Genomic DNA, 15,252 nt, shown 5'->3' on the forward strand with positions numbered 1-15,252 from the left:
GCCCGTCAGGCACTCGGGCGACGCCCCGCGCGAGCCCGCACGACGGCCCAGCCGAGGCCCCCGACGCCGAGAGCCACGAGCAGCGCCTCCGGCCACGCGCCGACGCGGGTGGCGAGCGTCTGCGACGTACGCTTCGGGACCTCGGCGAGCAGCGTGGCGGGCTCGAACATGCCGGTCCGCTGCGCGATCGAGCCGTCGGCCCGGATCACGGCGCTGACCCCGCTGGTGACCGGCACCATCACGGCCCGGCCGTGCTCGACGGCCCGCACCCGGTCCATGGCGAGCTGCTGGTACGTCATCTGGCTGCGCTCGAACGTCGCGTTGTTGCTCGGCACGGACAGGATCTGCGCGCCCTCGCGGACCTGGTCGCGCACCGTGTCGTCGAACGCGGCCTCGTAGCAGGTGATGTTGCCGACCTCGGTGCCCGCCATGTCGAAGACGACGGGCTTCTTGCCAGGCACGAAGTTGCCCGCCCGGTCGACGTCCCTGCTGAAGATCCGGAAGAAGCCGCGGTACGGCATGTACTCGCCGAACGGCTGCAGGTGCCGCTTGTCGTAGACGGCGCCGGGCCCCGTCTTGGGGTCCCACTGGATGAGCCGGTTGCGGGGTGTGCCGTCCTTGGCGGTCACCACGGCGCCCACCGAGATCGGCACTCCGACGGCCTGCGCGGCCTTGGTGATCTCGTCGTAGGCGTCCTGGTTGACGTACGGGTCGATGTCCGAGGAGTTCTCCGGCCACAGCACCAGGTCGGGGCGCTCGACCTGCCCCGACTTGATCTTCGCGGCGAGCTTCATGGTCTCGCGCACGTGGTAGTCGAGTACGGCGCGGCGCTGGGAGTTGAAGTCGAGGCCCATGCGCGGCACGTTGCCCTGAATGAGCGCCACGCGCGCGGTGCCCGCCTCGGCGCCCGTCGCCACGAAGGGCATCGCGACCGCTCCCGCGACGACCGGGGCGACGGTGAACGCGGCCGCGGCGGCGATCCCCTTGTCCTTCAGGAAGGTCAGGTTCCTGGGGGCCGACGCGTCGCCGGTCGACTCCCTGCGCGCCTTCCTGACGCGCAGGGCCAGGGACCCGAGCCCGAAGCCGCACAGGACCACACCGAAGCCGAGCAGCGGGGTGCCGCCCAGCGAGGCGAGCGGCAGGAACACCCCACTGGGCTGCCCGAAGGCGACCTTCCCCCACGGGAAGCCACCGAACGGGGCACGCGCGCGCAGCGCCTCGGACGCGATCCAGACCCCACTGGCCCAGAGCGGCCACAGCGGAAGCCGCGACACATAGGCGATGCCCAGGCCCGCGAGCGACACCAGCAGTGCCTCCGCGGCGGCGAGCGCCAGCCACGGCAGCGGACCGACGTCGACGCCCGTCCAGGAGAGCAGCGGCACCAAGTAGGCGAGCCCGAAGGCCAGGCCGAGCCCGAAGCCCGCTCTCAGCCGCCGCCCGTACACGGCCATGCCGAACAGCGCGAAGGAGATCGGCGCGAGCCACGGGAGCTCGCGCGGCGGAAAGCTCACGTACAGGAGCAGCCCGGCGATCACCGCGAGCGCGAGAGGCACGAACCGTCGCAGGTGGAAGCCTCTCCCGGGCTGCTCTGCGGGCTCGTCCGACGGGGCTACGGGAGGTGCGGTGGCGGTCACCCGGGGAGTGTACGGCGCGGTGCTGTCACGCCGACATGCCGGTCGGCGCGCCCCGGGGTTGCCATCGAGGCGCATCGTTCCTGTGCAACACCGGTCCGCGGCGGCCCACCAGCGGTTACCGTGTGGCCCGGTTCCCGACAGCGCGGCCGCGTCCGGCCTCGCGTCCGGGGCCCGGCTACGTCGGGGGGGGGCGACGGGTGGGTACGACGGGGTGGTCGACGGGTGCGGGGGCGGACGGTGCGCTGCGGGAGCACCGCGGTGCCTCGGACGCCGTGGGGGTCGCGGTTCTCGGGTGTTGCGCGGCGTGGTCGCTGATCAGCGCGACCACGCGCGCAGGCAGGCCGGAAGGGGAGCTCCTGGCGGTGCTCGCCGTGATCGCGGGGTACGCGTGCGGGCGCATCGGCGGGGCCCTGGTCCCGGTCGGCGCGTCCTGCGCGGTCGGGCTCGGCGGCCTGTGTCTCGCGTTCACCGCCCCGTACGCCGCCCCGGCGCCGGATGTCGTGACGCCGCTCGGCCGGGTCGGGGCCACCGCGGCGCTGCTCGCCCTGTCGGCGGGAGCTCTGTGCTGCGCGGCCTGGGCAGCGCGGCAGCGGGCGCTGCGGGCCGTGCTGCACCTCCTGGCGGCGGGCAGCGTGGTGGCGGCCGCCGTCGTCGACTCGCCCGCCGGGGTCACGGTGTGCGCGGGGGTCGTCCTGTGCTCGCTCGCCGCGACGCGGCTGCGCAATCGGGCGCTCGGTCTGGCGGGCCTGGGCCTCGCCACGGCGGTGGTGGCCGGGATCGGTGTGGCGCTCGCCAAGGGCGCCCTGCCGGCCGGCCCGACGGACTCCCTGGAGACCGTCCTGTCGCAGCGGCGGATCCTGCTGTGGCGCGACGCCGTGCACCTCGCCGAGGCGCATCCCGCCCTGGGCGCGGGCCCCGGACGCTTCGAGAACCTCAGTCCGACGCTCGCACAGTCCCCGCTCTCCGACGGCAAGCCGCACTCCGCCGTCCTCCAGGTGGCGGCCGAACAGGGGCTCGTCGGCGTGCTGCTGCTCGCGGCGGCCTACTGCTGGCTGCTGTACGTCCTGTGGCGCTCCGCGCGCTCGACGCAGGTGGTGCTGGCGGCGGGCGCCGCGCTGACCGCGGTGGCCGCGATGGCGACGGTCGGCAACGCGCTCAGTTTCACGACCGTGACCGCGGGCGTGGGCCTGCTCGCGGGGATCGCCACGGCGGAACCACTCACGGACGGGCCGCCCGACGACGACGCGACCGCCCCGGAACTGGTCCGGGACGGCCGCGACTGAGCGTGCGGGTCGGGGTTCGGCTCAGAGGGCCGGGCCCGCGGCGGTGGGCTTGAGGCGGTCGCGGATGTGCCGCACCGCGCTCTCCGCGTCGTCCACGGTCACCGTGAACCTGCGGCCGTCTCCGAGGCGGAGCACCACGCCCTCACCGCGCCGCACCACGACGGCCGTGCCGATCTCCGGGCGCCAGCGGTAGCCCCAGCCGCCCCACTGCCGGGGCGTGACGCGGGGCGCGAAGTCGGCCTCGACCACATGGGCGAGCGGGATGCGGCGGCGCGGCAGGCCGACATGGCCGCAGCGCACTTCGAGGTGGTCCTTGTCGACCTTCACCGCCACGTGGAGGAAGGCGAGGGTGCCGAACAGGATGAGCAGGCCCACGGCGATCAGGCCGACCACGGACATGGCCAGGGCGAGTATGCCGGTGGCCCACGAGTTGTCCACGGCCAGCTCGATGCCCAGGGCGAGGCAGGCGAGCCCGCCGCAGGCAAGGAGCCACTGCACGCGGTTGTGCGCGCGGCCGGTCCAGATGTCGGTCGCGGGGGCGGCAGAGCGTCGCCCTGAGTGCTCGTCGGGGGCGTGTTCCCTCATGGAATCGAGCCTACTCATGTTCCGCGGGTCCGGCACCGGCTTGCGCGGCCCTGTGGGCCGGGCCGGTGTGATCGATCAGCCCGCGTGGCTCAGCGCCTGCAGGTCGCGGCCCTCCACGTAGGCCAGCGCCTCCTTGGGCAGCGCGTCCTCGCGGCCGCCCAGCAGGACCGTGAGCCGCCCGCGCGCATTGGTCGCCACCTGCGGGCCCTCTCCGATCCGGCGCAGCGCCTGTGCGGCGACGGCGCCCGCGCTGCTGTGCAGGACGAGGGCGTCGGCGTCCGGCTGCTGCACCGCGGCACGGATGCGCTCCGCGACCAGCTCGTAATGGGTGCAGCCCAGGACGACGGCCCGTACGTCACGGGAGGTGAGGGCGGCCGCAGCCTCGATGGCCCGGTCGATGCCCTCCTCGTCGGCCCACTGCACCGCGTCGGCAAGGCCGGGGCAGGGCACCTCGGTGACCTGGGCGCCGCCGCCGAAGTCCCGGATCAGCGTCTGCTGGTAGGGGCTTCCGGTGGTCGCGGGCGTGGCCCAGATGGCGACGGGGCCGCCGCCTGCCGCGGCGGGCTTGATCGCGGGGACGGTGCCGATCACCGGGATCCCCGGCTCGAGCCGGGCGCGCACCGAGGGCAGTGCGTGCACGGAGGCGGTGTTGCAGGCGATGATCAGCGCGTCCGGGTCGTGCTCCGCGGCGGCCTCGGCGACGGCGAGCGCGCGCGCCGTGACGTCCTCGGGGGTGCGCGGTCCCCACGGCATGGTCTCCGGGGCGGAGGAGAGCACGAGGTCCGCGTCGGGGCGCAGGCGCCGTACCGCGGCGGCGGCCGCGAGCAGTCCGATTCCCGAGTCCATCAGCGCGATCTTCACCCGGAAACCATAGACGATCGGTCCGACAATGCCCCTGCCGGTGGGGCAGACTGCGGCGGATGGACGTCGTTGTGTGGATCACCGCGGCCTCGCTCGCCGCATGGCTGTGGCTGCTGCTGTGCCAGGGCTTCTTCTGGCGGACGGACCTGCGTCTGCCGCCGCGCACCGAGCCCGGGAGTTGGCCGGACGTGTGCGTCGTGGTGCCGGCCCGCGACGAGGCGGAGGTGCTGCCGGACAGCCTGCCGTCCCTGCTCGCCCAGGACTATCCGGGACGGGCGGAGATCTTCCTGGTGGACGACGGCAGCTCGGACGGAACGGGCGAGGTCGCACGGACGCTGTCGGAGCGGTTCGGCGGGCTTCCCCTCACCGTCGATTCGCCGGGCGAGCCTCCGGCGGGCTGGACCGGGAAGCTGTGGGCGGTGCGGCACGGCATCGGCCTGGCACGCGCGCGTGATCCCGAGTTCCTGCTGCTGACCGACGCCGACATCGCACACGAGCCGGACAGCCTGCGGGAGTTGGTGGCGGCGGCGCGCACGGGCGGCCTCGACCTGGTGTCGCAGATGGCACGGCTGCGGGTGGAGAGCGTGTGGGAGCGGCTCGTCGTGCCCGCGTTCGTGTACTTCTTCGCGCAGCTCTACCCGTTCCGCTGGATCGCGCGGCAGGGCGGGCGCACGGCCGCGGCGGCGGGCGGCTGTGTCCTGCTGCGCGCCGAGGCGGCGGAGCGGGCGCGGATCCCGGACGCGATCCGGCAGGCGGTCATCGACGATGTGTCGCTCGCGCGGGCCGTGAAGCGGTCGGGCGGGCACATCTGGCTGGGCCTGGCCGAACGCGTCGACAGTGTGCGGCCGTATCCGCGGCTCGCCGATCTGTGGCGGATGGTGTCGCGCAGCGCGTACGCACAGCTGCGGCACAACCCTGTGGTGCTGCTCGCCACCGTGCTGGGGCTCGCCCTCGTCTACCTGGTGCCGCCCGCGGCGCTGATCGCCGGCCTGGCCCTGGGCAGCGCGCCGACCGCGCTGCTCGGAGGGCTCGCCTGGGCGGTGATGGCGGGAACGTACCTCCCCATGCTGCGCTACTACCGGCAGACGCTGTGGCTGGCGCCGCTGTTGCCGTTCACCGCGCTGCTGTACCTCCTGATGACGGTGGACTCCGCCGTGCAGCACTACAGGGGGCGGGGCGCGGCCTGGAAGGGGCGCACGTACGCCGCGCCCGAACGGGGGTGAACGGCTCGCCGGGGCACGCTACTTGCGTCCCCGCGTCCAGTTCATGCCCCACCCGTAGGCGCGGTCCACGGTGCGCTGCGGGCTGATGCCCCGGTCCGGGACGAGATAGCGGGCCTCGCGCCGCACGGTCAGGTCGCCGCCTTCGTTCGTGAGCAGGGCGAGCGCGCACACCGTGGAGGGCACCGTGCACTCGTCCAGGGAGAAGTCGATCGGCGCGCCGTGCACCGGTCGCAGCGTGACCGTGGCGTGCAGGTCCGCGAAGCTGCGCGCGCCTTCGTAGATGGTCACGAAGACGAGGATGCGGCGGAACGCGTTCACGTGGTCGAGGTTGATGGTGAGGTTCTCACCGGCGGCGAGGCTTCCGCTGCGATCGTCTCCGTCGAGGTGGATGTACGGGGCCTGCCCCAGCGCCCCGAACGCGTTGCCGAGCGCCTGCACCACCCCCTTGCTCCCGTCGGCCAGTTCGTACAGCGCGCACAGGTCGAGATCGAGGTTCCGGGCGCGCCTGCTCCCCCGGCCGCCGAACTGTTTGCGCACCTCCCAGTTGAGGTTCACGCGCAGGACACCGGACGTGCCGCCCTGCTTCGCGAGGGAGACGGTGGGAGACGCCTTCGTCAGCGTCACCTTGGTCAGTTGCACGGGCTCCGCGCGCGTGGTCGCCGCGGAAGGCGCGGCGGCGGGCGGCGCCGCCTGCCGTGGTTCGTCCACGGTGATGCCGTAGTCCGTCGCGAGGCCCGCGAGCCCGCTGTCGTAGCCCTGGCCCACGGCCCGGAACTTCCAGGCTCCCTGACGGCGGTACAGTTCGCCGAGGACGAACGCCGTCTCCAAGGTCGCGTCCGCGCTTTCGTAGCGGGCGAGTTCGGTCCCGTCCGCCGCGTCGACGATGCGGACGTACAGGCCCGGCACCTGTCCGAACGTCCCGCCGTCCGCGGACGCCGCGAGGACCACCCGCTCGATGGCGGGCTCCACGCGCGCGAGGTCGACGAAGAGGGTGTCCGTGACGGCGTCCCCGCCGGTGGAACTGCCCTCGTGCCGCACCGCTCCGGACGCGTGCGTCGGCTGGTTGTAGAACACGAAGTCCGCGTCGGAGCGCACCTTCCCGGAAGCGAGCAGCAGCGCCGAGACGTCGACCTCGGGCACCCCGGGGCCTGAACGCCGGCCCAATTCGACGCGTACGGCCGACGCCCGCACGCCGACATTCGCCCCTTTAGCCATTGTCATGTCCGCCCCAAACGCCCGTCCTCGGCTTACGGCCAACATATTCCCTGGGGCCTTCCGGCTCCCAGAGGCTCGTTCGAAGATCACTGGCCAACCGCCGGTAACTCCCCGAAATCTTGGGCTCTACAGGAAAACTGCCCCGAGTGACGACCGTTTTCCCCAAGTTCGCTCGCATTGAGGACGCGCGGTCACACACGACACGCAAAAGAACCCTCTTATCGGTCTACCCCAACGACCACATCGTGGGCTTAACTTATGTGTCATGACCTCCCCCCGCTCCACATATGGCGGCGGTTACTACTCCGCGCCGTCCTTCCCGGACACTCCGATCTACGACTCACTCGTCGCGGAACGGGGTACGCCGCAGATCGCCCCGATCCGGGTTCCCTCCGCGTACGACAGCAACAGCCACCTGCCGGCACTGCCGGCCGCGCTGCCCGCGCTACCGTCGGCGCACTCCGCGCCCGCGCCGCAGTACGGCTATCCGCATCCCCAAACCGCCCCGATGCAGGCGGCCCCGGCCCCGTACATCCCGCAGCAGGCGAGCGCCCCGCGCGGCTATCCGGGCCAGCAGGCCCAGCAGCCGCAGCGGCCCGCGCCCGGCCCCGCGACCGGCTACGAGGCGATGCGCCCGGCCACGCCGCGGCCCGCCCCCGCACCGTACGAGGATCCGTACAACCGCCAGCAGTACCGCGGTTACTGACCCGACACGGCCGGAACGTCCCGGCCCACCACAGCAGCCACGGGCGATGTCCGTGGCTGCTGGCAGAATGACCGGCATGTCGCAGCCAGCAGTCAGTTCGATCCATGTCCACCCGCTCAAGGCAGTTCGGGGGCACGCCCCGCGCGAGGCCGTCGTGGAGCCGTGGGGCCTGGCCGGAGACCGGCGCTGGGTACTGGTGGGCGCGGACGACAAGATCGTCACTCAACGGCCGCATCCGCGCCTGGCGTTGGCCGCCGCCGAGCAACTGCCCGGCGGCGTTCGTCTGTCGGCCCCCGGGATGGACGCGCTGACCGTCGCGGTGCCCGAGCCGCGGCAGACGACCACGATCGAGGTCTGGTCGGACAAGGTCGAGGCGGTCCCCGCCGACCGCGCGGCGCACGCGTGGTGGAGCGCCTACCTCGGCACCGAGATACGCCAGATGCACCTCGACGACCCGGCGACCAGACGCCCCATCGACCCGGAGTACGCGCGCCCGGGCGAGACCGTGAGCTTTGCCGACGGTTACCCACTGCTCCTGACGACGCTCTCCTCGCTCGACGCCCTCAACTCCTTGATCGCTCAAGGTGACCACGCGGACGAGGGCCCGCTGCCCATGAACCGGTTCCGGCCGAATGTCGTCGTCTCCGGCACGCCTCCGTGGGCGGAGGACGACTGGTCGCGCATCGCGATCGGCCCGGTCACCTTCCGTGTCGCCAAGAAGAGCGGGCGCTGCGTGGTCACGACGACGAACCAGCAGACCGCGGAGCGTGGCAAGGAGCCCCTGCGCACGCTGGCCCGGCACCGCCGCTTCGGCGACCAGCTGTGCTTCGGCACGAACCTGGTCCCCGAATCCACGGGCACCATGCGCATCGGCGATCCCTTGACCATCCTCGAATAACCGTCACCCGGTAGGGGAACCCGGCGCCGCGACATGCTCGTTGAGAGACAATGGCAGTGTCGGAAGCGCCGGTGGGCTGGGGCGAGACAGGATCTGGGCCAGGTGACGTCGCTCTCTCTTCACTTCTCCGGCATGCGGGCGCTGCCGTTCGGGGTTATGACAGACCCGGAAGGGGGTGCAGACCATGCGAGCGTTGATCGGGCTCTGGCGCTGGCGCCACAATCCCGTGTGCCGCGGGACGGACCTGGCGGAGGCCTGGGTCGCCCTGGTCGCACTGTTCCTGATCGTCGTCGCCGCGCCGGTGGCCGGCGTCGTCGCGGGATCCATGGCGCGTGACGCCCTGTACCGCTCCGTGGAGGAGCAGCGCAGCGTGCGTCACGAGGTGACGGCGACCGTGGTGCACAAGGTGGCCCAGCCGCCGCTCGACCCGGACCCGGAGACCTCCACGGCGCGTGACGCGCACACCCGCGTGGTGGCGACCTGGAAGGCGCCCGACGGCTCCACCCGGCAGGACCGCGTCGTCGCCGACCTCTCCACTCCGCACCGCGGCGACACGTTCCCCGTGTGGACCGACGACCAGGGCCGCGCCGTCGGCAGGCCCCTGGACCGGCCCACCGCCGCCACGCACGCCGCGCTCGCCGGATTCGGTGCGGCCGTCGCCGTCACCGGCCTGGTGGAAGGCAGTCGGCGCCTGATCCTGTGGCGCATGATGCGCCGCCGGTACGCGCGCTGGGACAGCGCCTGGGACATCGCGGGACCCGACTGGGGCAGGACCGGCACGGGCAGTTGACGCTCTCCACAGGCTCGCGGCTCTGGTCAACTGCCGTGCTCCGCGCACGCTACGGTGGAGCCACCTTTTGACAGGCAGAGCGCAGGAGGAAGCCAGGAACGGCGCCCCGAGTGGCGCGCCCACTTCCTGCGTACGACGAGGTGGGGGCAGATCAGCGCCATGGCACAGGGCTCGGTCCAGGTGACGCACGCCGGTACGTCGCGGTGGCGGCGCCGCACGGGTGAGTACGCGTCGCTGGCAGCCGCCCTGGAGGCGGCGACCGACGGGGACGTACTGACCGTGGCTCCCGGCACGTACCGGGAGAACCTGGTGCTGCGGCGGGCGGTGACGCTGCGTGGTCCCGAGGGCTCCCCCGGCTCCGTCAGAATCGCCCCGGCGGACGGTGTCCCCGTGACCGTACGGGCCTCCGCGACCATCCGTGACCTGCACGTCGAGGGGCAGGACGCGGCGGCGCCCGCGCTGCTCCTCGAGGAGGGCGCTCCGGAGATCGTCGGCGTGCGCGTGGTGACGCGGTCCGCGGCCGGCGTCGAGGTCCGCGGCGGCGCCCGGCCCACGGTGCGCCAGTGCACCGTCGACAACCCCGGCGGCATCGGCATCGCCGTGCTCGACGGCGGTGGCGGCGTGTTCGAGGAGTGCGAGGTCGTCGCCGCCGGGCAGGCGGGCGTCGCGGTGCGCGGCGGCGCGCATCCGCGGCTCGAGCGCTGCCGCGTGCACCACACGTCGGGCGCGGGCCTGTCCGCGACCGGCGAGCACTCCGGCCTGGAGGCCGTGGGCTGCGAGGTGTACGAGGTCAAGGGGTCCGGTGTGCAGATCACCGGGCGGGCCGCCGCACACCTGACCGACTGCGATGTGCACCGCACGACGGGGGACGGCGTCACGCTTGACACGGACGCGGTGCTCACCCTCGCCGACTGCCGCGTCCACGACGTTCCGGAGAACGCGATCGACCTGCGCTCCCGGTCCGTGCTGACGCTGACGCGTTCGACCGTGCGCCAATTCGGGCGCAACGGCCTCTCGGTGTGGGACCCCGGCACGCGCGTGGACGCCAACCAGTGCGAGATCCACGACAGTACGGGCGACTATCCGGCCGTCTGGGTCAGCGACGGCGCGACGGCCGTGCTCGAGTCCTGCCGGGTGCACGACGTGCCGGACGCGCTGTTCGTGCTCGACCGCGGCTCGCGCGTGGACGTCGTCGACAGCGATCTATCCCAAGTACGCAACACGGCCGTGTCGGTGAGCGACGGGGCCACCGCCCAGCTCGACGACTGCCGCATCCGCGAGGCCGCGACGGGCGCCTGGTTCCGCGACCACGGCAGCGGCGGGACGCTCGCCAACTGCACGGTGGACGCGACGCAGACCGGCGTGATCGTCACGAAGGGCGCGGACCCCACCATCGAGCGCTGCACGGTCACTTCGCCCGCCGAGGCCGGCTTCTACGTGTCCGCGGGCGGCCGGGGCAGCTTCCACGGCTGCCGGGTCACGGACAGCGGCGGCTTCGGCTTCCACGTCATCGACGGCTGCCGTACGAGCCTCAAGAAGTGCCGCACGGAGCGGTGTTCGCGCGGCGGCTACGAGTTCGCCGAGGACGGGCCGCTGATCGACGACTGCACGAGCGACGAGAGCGGCGGCGTGCGGACCGGCGCGGCGGCGGCCCCGCAGGCGGCGGTGCAGACCGCGACGCAGACCGTCGGCCTGCTCAGCGCGGTGCCCGATCAGCGGCCCGTGGCGGCCCCTGAGGCGCCCGCGAAGGAGTCCCGCACCTCCAAGCTCGTCCTCGGCGAACTCGACGCCCTGGTGGGCCTGGAGAGCGTCAAGCGCGAGGTGCGCGCGCTCACCGACATGATCGAGGTGGGCCGCAGGCGCCAGGAGGCGGGTCTCAAGGCGGCCTCCGTGCGGCGGCACCTGGTGTTCACCGGCTCCCCCGGCACCGGCAAGACGACCGTGGCGCGGCTGTACGGCGAGATCCTCGCGACGCTCGGCGTCCTCGGGCAGGGGCATCTCGTGGAGGTGTCCCGTGTCGATCTGGTCGGCGAGCACATCGGCTCCACCGCGATCCGCACCCAGGAGGCCTTCCAACGAGCCCACGGCGGCGTCCTGTTCATCGACGAGGCGTACGCCCTGTCCCCCGAGGACTCCGGGCGCGACTTCGGCCGCGAGGCGATCGACACGCTCGTGAAGCTCATGGAGGACCACCGCGACGAGGTCGTCGTGATCGTCGCGGGCTACACCGCGGAGATGGAGCGCTTCCTGTCCACCAACCCCGGTGTGGCATCCCGCTTCTCACGGACCATCACGTTCTCCGACTACGTGCCCGAGGAACTGCTGCGGATCGTGGGGCAGCAGGCCGACGAGCACGAGTACCGGCTCGCCGACGGGACGCCGGAAGCACTGCTCAAGTACTTCACGGCGCTCCCGAAGGGGCCCGCGTTCGGCAACGGACGCACCGCGCGGCAGACGTTCGAGTCGATGGTGGAGCGGCACGCCGGCCGGGTCGCCCAGCTCGACGCCCTGGACACCGACGCGCTCACGCTGCTCTACCCGGAGGACCTGCCGGAGCTGCCCTGACCCTCGGCCCGCGCCGGGTCCGTCTCGGGTCGCTGCTGCGGTACGCCCTGCTTGAGGCGGGCGAGCAGCCGGGCGCGCTCCTCGGCGAAGACCGGGTCGGCCTGGTAGTCGCCGTGGCCCAGGATCGGTGCGGGCAGCGGGTGTTCGGCCGTGCGCCCGTAGGCGAGCGGGTCGAGCAGCGCCGGGTGGTCGACCTGGGGGCCGCACTCGCCGGACAGGTTGATCGGCCCGCCGATGGGGTCGGTCTCGCGGTGCAGATTGCGCCAGCAGTCGACCTGGCGGTGCAGCGAGGCCAGTGCCTCGGGGCCGAACTGGGCCGGGAACCAGCGCCCGTACAGCCGCTCCAGCGGCGATCCGTAGGTGAGCAGTCCGACGCGCTTCCTTACGGAGGAGTGCAGTTGCCAGGCGGCGGCCGCCGCGAGGACGCTGCCCTGGGAGTGCCCGGACAGGATGAGCCGGCCGCCCGTGGCCTGCGTCCAGGTGGCCATCCGCCAGGTCAGGTCGGGGACGGCGCGCTCGGCGTAGCACGGGGGCGCGAAGGGGTGCGCGGCGCGCGGCCAGAAGGTGCCGACGTCCCACAGGATGCCGATGGTGCGGCGGGCGGAGGCGTCCTTGTAGGCGCGGCGCCCCCAGGTGACGAACAGTATGAAGCCGAGGCCGATGAGCCAGGAGCCGAGCGCCTGCGAAGCCTGTGCCGCCCCCTCGACGATCGCGTACGTCCCTCGGAACGCCGCCGCCGGTACCTTCCCGGTGGTCCAGGCGCCGGCCACGGCCAGGGCGCCGAGCAGCAGCGTCACCGAGGATACGACCCCGATCATCACCGGTGCCTTGTCGGTGAGGGCGGCCCGCGCGCGCGTGCCCGCGATGCGGGCCGTGCGGTGCGCGTCCGGAGGTTCGGCAGTGTCGCCCGGCTTCTCTTCGAGGTGGTAGTCGGCCGCCACCTGAGCCGTCTCGCGCTTCTTGATACGGACCGTGCGCAGGGCCAGCGCGCCGCACAGGACGGCGAGCACGACCAGCAGCGGCGGGATGACGGAGGCCTGCCAGGAGAGCAGCACGGGCGGGCCCTTGATCAGCCCGCTGGTGCCGTCCAGCCAGTCCGCCACGCGCTGCGCCACACCACCGGTCATCACGCCGCCCAGCGCGCACGCGAGCATCGCGGTGGCGGGACCGCCGAGGCCCCGCAGCGCGGTGCGCGGGTCGCGGGCCGTGCGGTAGATGGCGTGCGCGACGAAGCACAGGACGAGCACGAGCGCGCCCTGCGCGAGGGCGATGCCGCCGAAGCTCATGTCCCCGGGCAGCCGACCCGAGGACCGCCAACCGGGGCGCGACCAGGCCGCGTACACCATGGTCACGACGAGCAGGGCGAGCGCCGCGTAGGGCAGGGCGCGCACAACGGTGCAATCCACGGTGTCGTCGATCCGGCTCTCGCTGCGGCCGCGGTGCACGACGACTCCGACGACGGTGAGCGTGCCCAGGACCAGCGCGCCGACGATCACCCAGCCCAGCACGGCGAGCAGCGCGGGCCCTCCGGACGCCCGGTCGAAGCGCGCCGCGGACGTGCCGACCGCCGCGGCGACCGTGAGCAACGCGGCCGCGGTGTGCGCGGAGCGCAGCCGGGCCACCAGGCGGCGGCCGTACCAAAAGCCGGGCCTGCCCAGCGCGTTGTCGATCTCGCCGTCGGTGGGCTCGGGCATGTGCGGCAGCGGGCGCTGCGTCTCGTACGCGCTCCAGGTGCGGTGCGAGAGGTACCAGAGCAGGCCCGCGAGTGCCGTCGGGACGAGCGAGGCCAGGGCGAGGCGGCGGCCGGGCTGGCTCCACCAGCCCTCGGCGAGGAAGCCCAGCCAGGACCGCTGCTCGGCGCAGGCCGCGGTGCCCGCGCACTGCCAGGCCGTCAGGTCCAGGGCAACCTCGCACGCGGCACCGACCAGCAGCACCGTCAGGGTGAGCGAGAGGAGACGGACGAGGAGGCCGTACAGGCGTACGGTGCGCGTCCAGCGGCGGGCGTTGGGGCGCATCCAGTGCGACAGGTTCACCACCATGAAGGGCAGCAGCAGCAACCACAGCGCCCGCGAACCGTTGCCCGACGTGAGGTTGCACCACACGTACGCCTCGGGGACGGGCTTGCCCCGGTAGTCGTCCGGGCGCGTCTCCGCGTCGGCGTCCTCGCCGCGCCGGAAGACGGCCGCCGTGTCGTCGCCCGACACCCGCACCGGCCGCGGGTCGTCGAGCATCTCCTGTGGTGTGGTGCCGCCGACTCCGTGGACGAGGAGTTCCAGGGCGGTCTGCTGGTCGTCCCCGTGTGTCGATTCGTGGCCGTGTGTCGTGCTCATGGGTCCCCCGTTTCTGAACACGACCAGGATCCCGGCCCGGCACCCCCTCGGGCACCCCTCGTCACGGAATCTCCCCGAGGTGCCCCGCCCCATTCACCCCGTCTCGCCCCGTCGCGGCGCAGGTCGGCAGCGCGGGCGGTGGTCCCGGTGTCGGTGGCGCGTGCGAGGATGACGAGAAAGCGCTGGCCGGTACGGCGGTGGTGGCAGGCGGGACGAGCCGAAGGGATCCGACGGACGTGAGCGAGAATCAGAACCTCCTCGCGGAGCAGCGCCGCGCCCTGATCATCGACGAGGTCCGTCGGCGCGGCGGCGTCCGGGTCAACGAGCTGACCAGGAAGCTCGGTGTCTCCGACATGACGGTCCGGCGCGATCTGGACGCGCTCGCCCGGCAGGGCGTCGTCGAGAAGGTGCACGGCGGCGCGGTCCCGGTCGTCGAGGCCAGCACGCATGAGCCCGGTTTCGAGGCCAAGTCGGGCCTGGAGCTGACCGCCAAGGAGGACATCGCGCGCGCCGCGGCCCCCCTGGCCGCGCCCGGCACGGCGATCGCGCTCTCCGGTGGTACGACGACGTTCGCGCTGGCCCAGCAGCTGCTCGACGTACCGGACCTCACGGTGGTGACCAACTCGGTGCGGGTGGCCGATGTCTTCCACGCGTCACAGCGCGGCGCGGCGTCCCGGCAGGGCGCGGCGACGGTGGTGCTGACCGGCGGGGTGCGCACGCCGTCGGACTCGCTGGTGGGGCCGGTCGCCGACCAGGCGATTGCGGCGCTCCATTTCGACGTGCTGTTCCTCGGGGTGCACGGCATAAGCCCGGAGGCGGGGCTGTCCACGCCGAACCTTGCGGAGGCGGAGACCAATCGGCGGCTCGTGCAGTCCGCGCGGCGGGTCGTCGTGGTGGCCGACCACACCAAGTGGGGGACGGTGGGGCTGAGTTCGTTCGCCGCGCTCGACCAGGTGGACACGTTGGTGACGGACGGCGGGCTGCCGGTGGAGGCGCGGGCGGAGGTCGCCGAGCACATGCGGCTCGTGGTGGCCGGGGAGCCCGAGGACGGTACAGACATCTGACGGTGCGCCAGTTATGGTGGCCGGGACCGGCCGACCAGCGCACCGACTGCGTCAACTCACTTACGAGCGAAGCCCGTTGACCCGACGCGGCCTCGCGC

General features: G+C 73.1%; 12 protein-coding genes. 7 read left to right on the forward strand and 5 right to left on the reverse strand.

Annotated features, from left to right (window positions below):
* Window positions 1-5 precede the first annotated feature (5 nt).
* A complete protein-coding gene (lnt, locus tag ACIA8D_RS27210; RefSeq protein ID WP_399236255.1) occupies window positions 6-1,634 on the reverse strand; it encodes an apolipoprotein N-acyltransferase in 1,629 nt (542 codons plus the stop codon).
* Window positions 1,635-1,831: 197 nt separating this feature from the next.
* On the opposite strand from lnt, the gene ACIA8D_RS27215 reads away from it, so the two are divergent.
* Entirely contained in the window at window positions 1,832-2,917 is a 1,086-nt protein-coding gene (locus ACIA8D_RS27215; protein WP_399236256.1) for an O-antigen ligase family protein, read from the forward strand.
* A gap of 21 nt (window positions 2,918-2,938) precedes the next feature.
* On the opposite strand, the gene ACIA8D_RS27220 is transcribed toward ACIA8D_RS27215, so the two are convergent.
* Window positions 2,939-3,502, reverse strand: a complete 564-nt coding sequence (locus tag ACIA8D_RS27220) for a hypothetical protein (protein ID WP_399236257.1) — start codon at window positions 3,500-3,502, stop codon at window positions 2,939-2,941.
* A 75-nt stretch (window positions 3,503-3,577) separates the two neighbouring features.
* Window positions 3,578-4,363 (reverse strand): glutamate racemase, encoded by a 786-nt coding sequence (locus ACIA8D_RS27225; protein WP_399236259.1) that lies wholly within the window; start codon window positions 4,361-4,363, stop codon window positions 3,578-3,580.
* Between the two features lie 59 nt (window positions 4,364-4,422).
* Here ACIA8D_RS27225 and ACIA8D_RS27230 point away from each other — a divergent pair, with 59 nt between their 5' ends.
* Entirely contained in the window at window positions 4,423-5,586 is a 1,164-nt protein-coding gene (locus ACIA8D_RS27230) for a glycosyltransferase (RefSeq protein ID WP_399236261.1), read from the forward strand.
* 18 nt (window positions 5,587-5,604) lie between these two features.
* Here the strand turns inward: ACIA8D_RS27230 and ACIA8D_RS27235 are convergent, their stop codons facing one another.
* On the reverse strand, window positions 5,605-6,801 hold the full coding sequence (locus tag ACIA8D_RS27235) for a TerD family protein (protein WP_399236263.1): 1,197 nt from the start codon (window positions 6,799-6,801) through the stop codon (window positions 5,605-5,607).
* Between the two features lie 265 nt (window positions 6,802-7,066).
* Here ACIA8D_RS27235 and ACIA8D_RS27240 point away from each other — a divergent pair, with 265 nt between their 5' ends.
* The 4 genes from ACIA8D_RS27240 to ACIA8D_RS27255 all read left to right on the forward strand — a co-directional run bounded on the left by ACIA8D_RS27240 (window position 7,067) and on the right by ACIA8D_RS27255 (window position 11,760).
* Window positions 7,067-7,507 (forward strand): DUF6643 family protein, encoded by a 441-nt coding sequence (locus ACIA8D_RS27240; protein ID WP_399236266.1) that lies wholly within the window; start codon window positions 7,067-7,069, stop codon window positions 7,505-7,507.
* A gap of 76 nt (window positions 7,508-7,583) precedes the next feature.
* A complete protein-coding gene (locus ACIA8D_RS27245; protein WP_399236268.1) occupies window positions 7,584-8,405 on the forward strand; it encodes an MOSC domain-containing protein in 822 nt (273 codons plus the stop codon).
* A gap of 184 nt (window positions 8,406-8,589) precedes the next feature.
* Window positions 8,590-9,195, forward strand: coding sequence for a hypothetical protein (locus ACIA8D_RS27250; protein ID WP_399236270.1), 606 nt, complete (start codon window positions 8,590-8,592; stop codon window positions 9,193-9,195).
* A 159-nt stretch (window positions 9,196-9,354) separates the two neighbouring features.
* A complete protein-coding gene (locus tag ACIA8D_RS27255) occupies window positions 9,355-11,760 on the forward strand; it encodes a right-handed parallel beta-helix repeat-containing protein (protein ID WP_399236271.1) in 2,406 nt (801 codons plus the stop codon).
* On the opposite strand, the gene ACIA8D_RS27260 is transcribed toward ACIA8D_RS27255, so the two are convergent.
* Window positions 11,730-14,090 (reverse strand): hypothetical protein, encoded by a 2,361-nt coding sequence (locus tag ACIA8D_RS27260; RefSeq protein WP_399236273.1) that lies wholly within the window; start codon window positions 14,088-14,090, stop codon window positions 11,730-11,732. The two genes, ACIA8D_RS27255 and ACIA8D_RS27260, sit on opposite strands and share 31 nt — an antisense overlap.
* Window positions 14,091-14,326: 236 nt before the next feature.
* Between ACIA8D_RS27260 and ACIA8D_RS27265 the strand changes: the two genes are divergently transcribed.
* Window positions 14,327-15,154, forward strand: coding sequence for a DeoR/GlpR family DNA-binding transcription regulator (locus ACIA8D_RS27265; RefSeq protein WP_328634412.1), 828 nt, complete (start codon window positions 14,327-14,329; stop codon window positions 15,152-15,154).
* Window positions 15,155-15,252: the final 98 nt, after the last annotated feature.

Source organism: Streptomyces sp. NPDC051684 (genome assembly GCF_044453445.1).
In the GTDB taxonomy this organism is placed as follows: Bacteria; Actinomycetota; Actinomycetes; order Streptomycetales; family Streptomycetaceae; genus Streptomyces.

Excerpts from the sequence above, each read along its gene's own strand:
- ACIA8D_RS27230 (WP_399236261.1), top strand. The coding sequence starts at position 4,423 with ATGGACGTCGTTGTGTGGATCACCGCGGCCTCGCTCGCCGCATGGCTG.
- ACIA8D_RS27245 (WP_399236268.1), top strand. The coding sequence starts at position 7,584 with ATGTCGCAGCCAGCAGTCAGTTCGATCCATGTCCACCCGCTCAAGGCA.
- ACIA8D_RS27255 (WP_399236271.1), top strand. The coding sequence starts at position 9,355 with ATGGCACAGGGCTCGGTCCAGGTGACGCACGCCGGTACGTCGCGGTGG.
- ACIA8D_RS27235 (WP_399236263.1), bottom strand. The coding sequence starts at position 6,801 with ATGGCTAAAGGGGCGAATGTCGGCGTGCGGGCGTCGGCCGTACGCGTC.
- ACIA8D_RS27240 (WP_399236266.1), top strand. The coding sequence starts at position 7,067 with ATGACCTCCCCCCGCTCCACATATGGCGGCGGTTACTACTCCGCGCCG.
- ACIA8D_RS27250 (WP_399236270.1), top strand. The coding sequence starts at position 8,590 with ATGCGAGCGTTGATCGGGCTCTGGCGCTGGCGCCACAATCCCGTGTGC.
- ACIA8D_RS27220 (WP_399236257.1), bottom strand. The coding sequence starts at position 3,502 with ATGAGGGAACACGCCCCCGACGAGCACTCAGGGCGACGCTCTGCCGCC.
- ACIA8D_RS27260 (WP_399236273.1), bottom strand. The coding sequence starts at position 14,090 with ATGAGCACGACACACGGCCACGAATCGACACACGGGGACGACCAGCAG.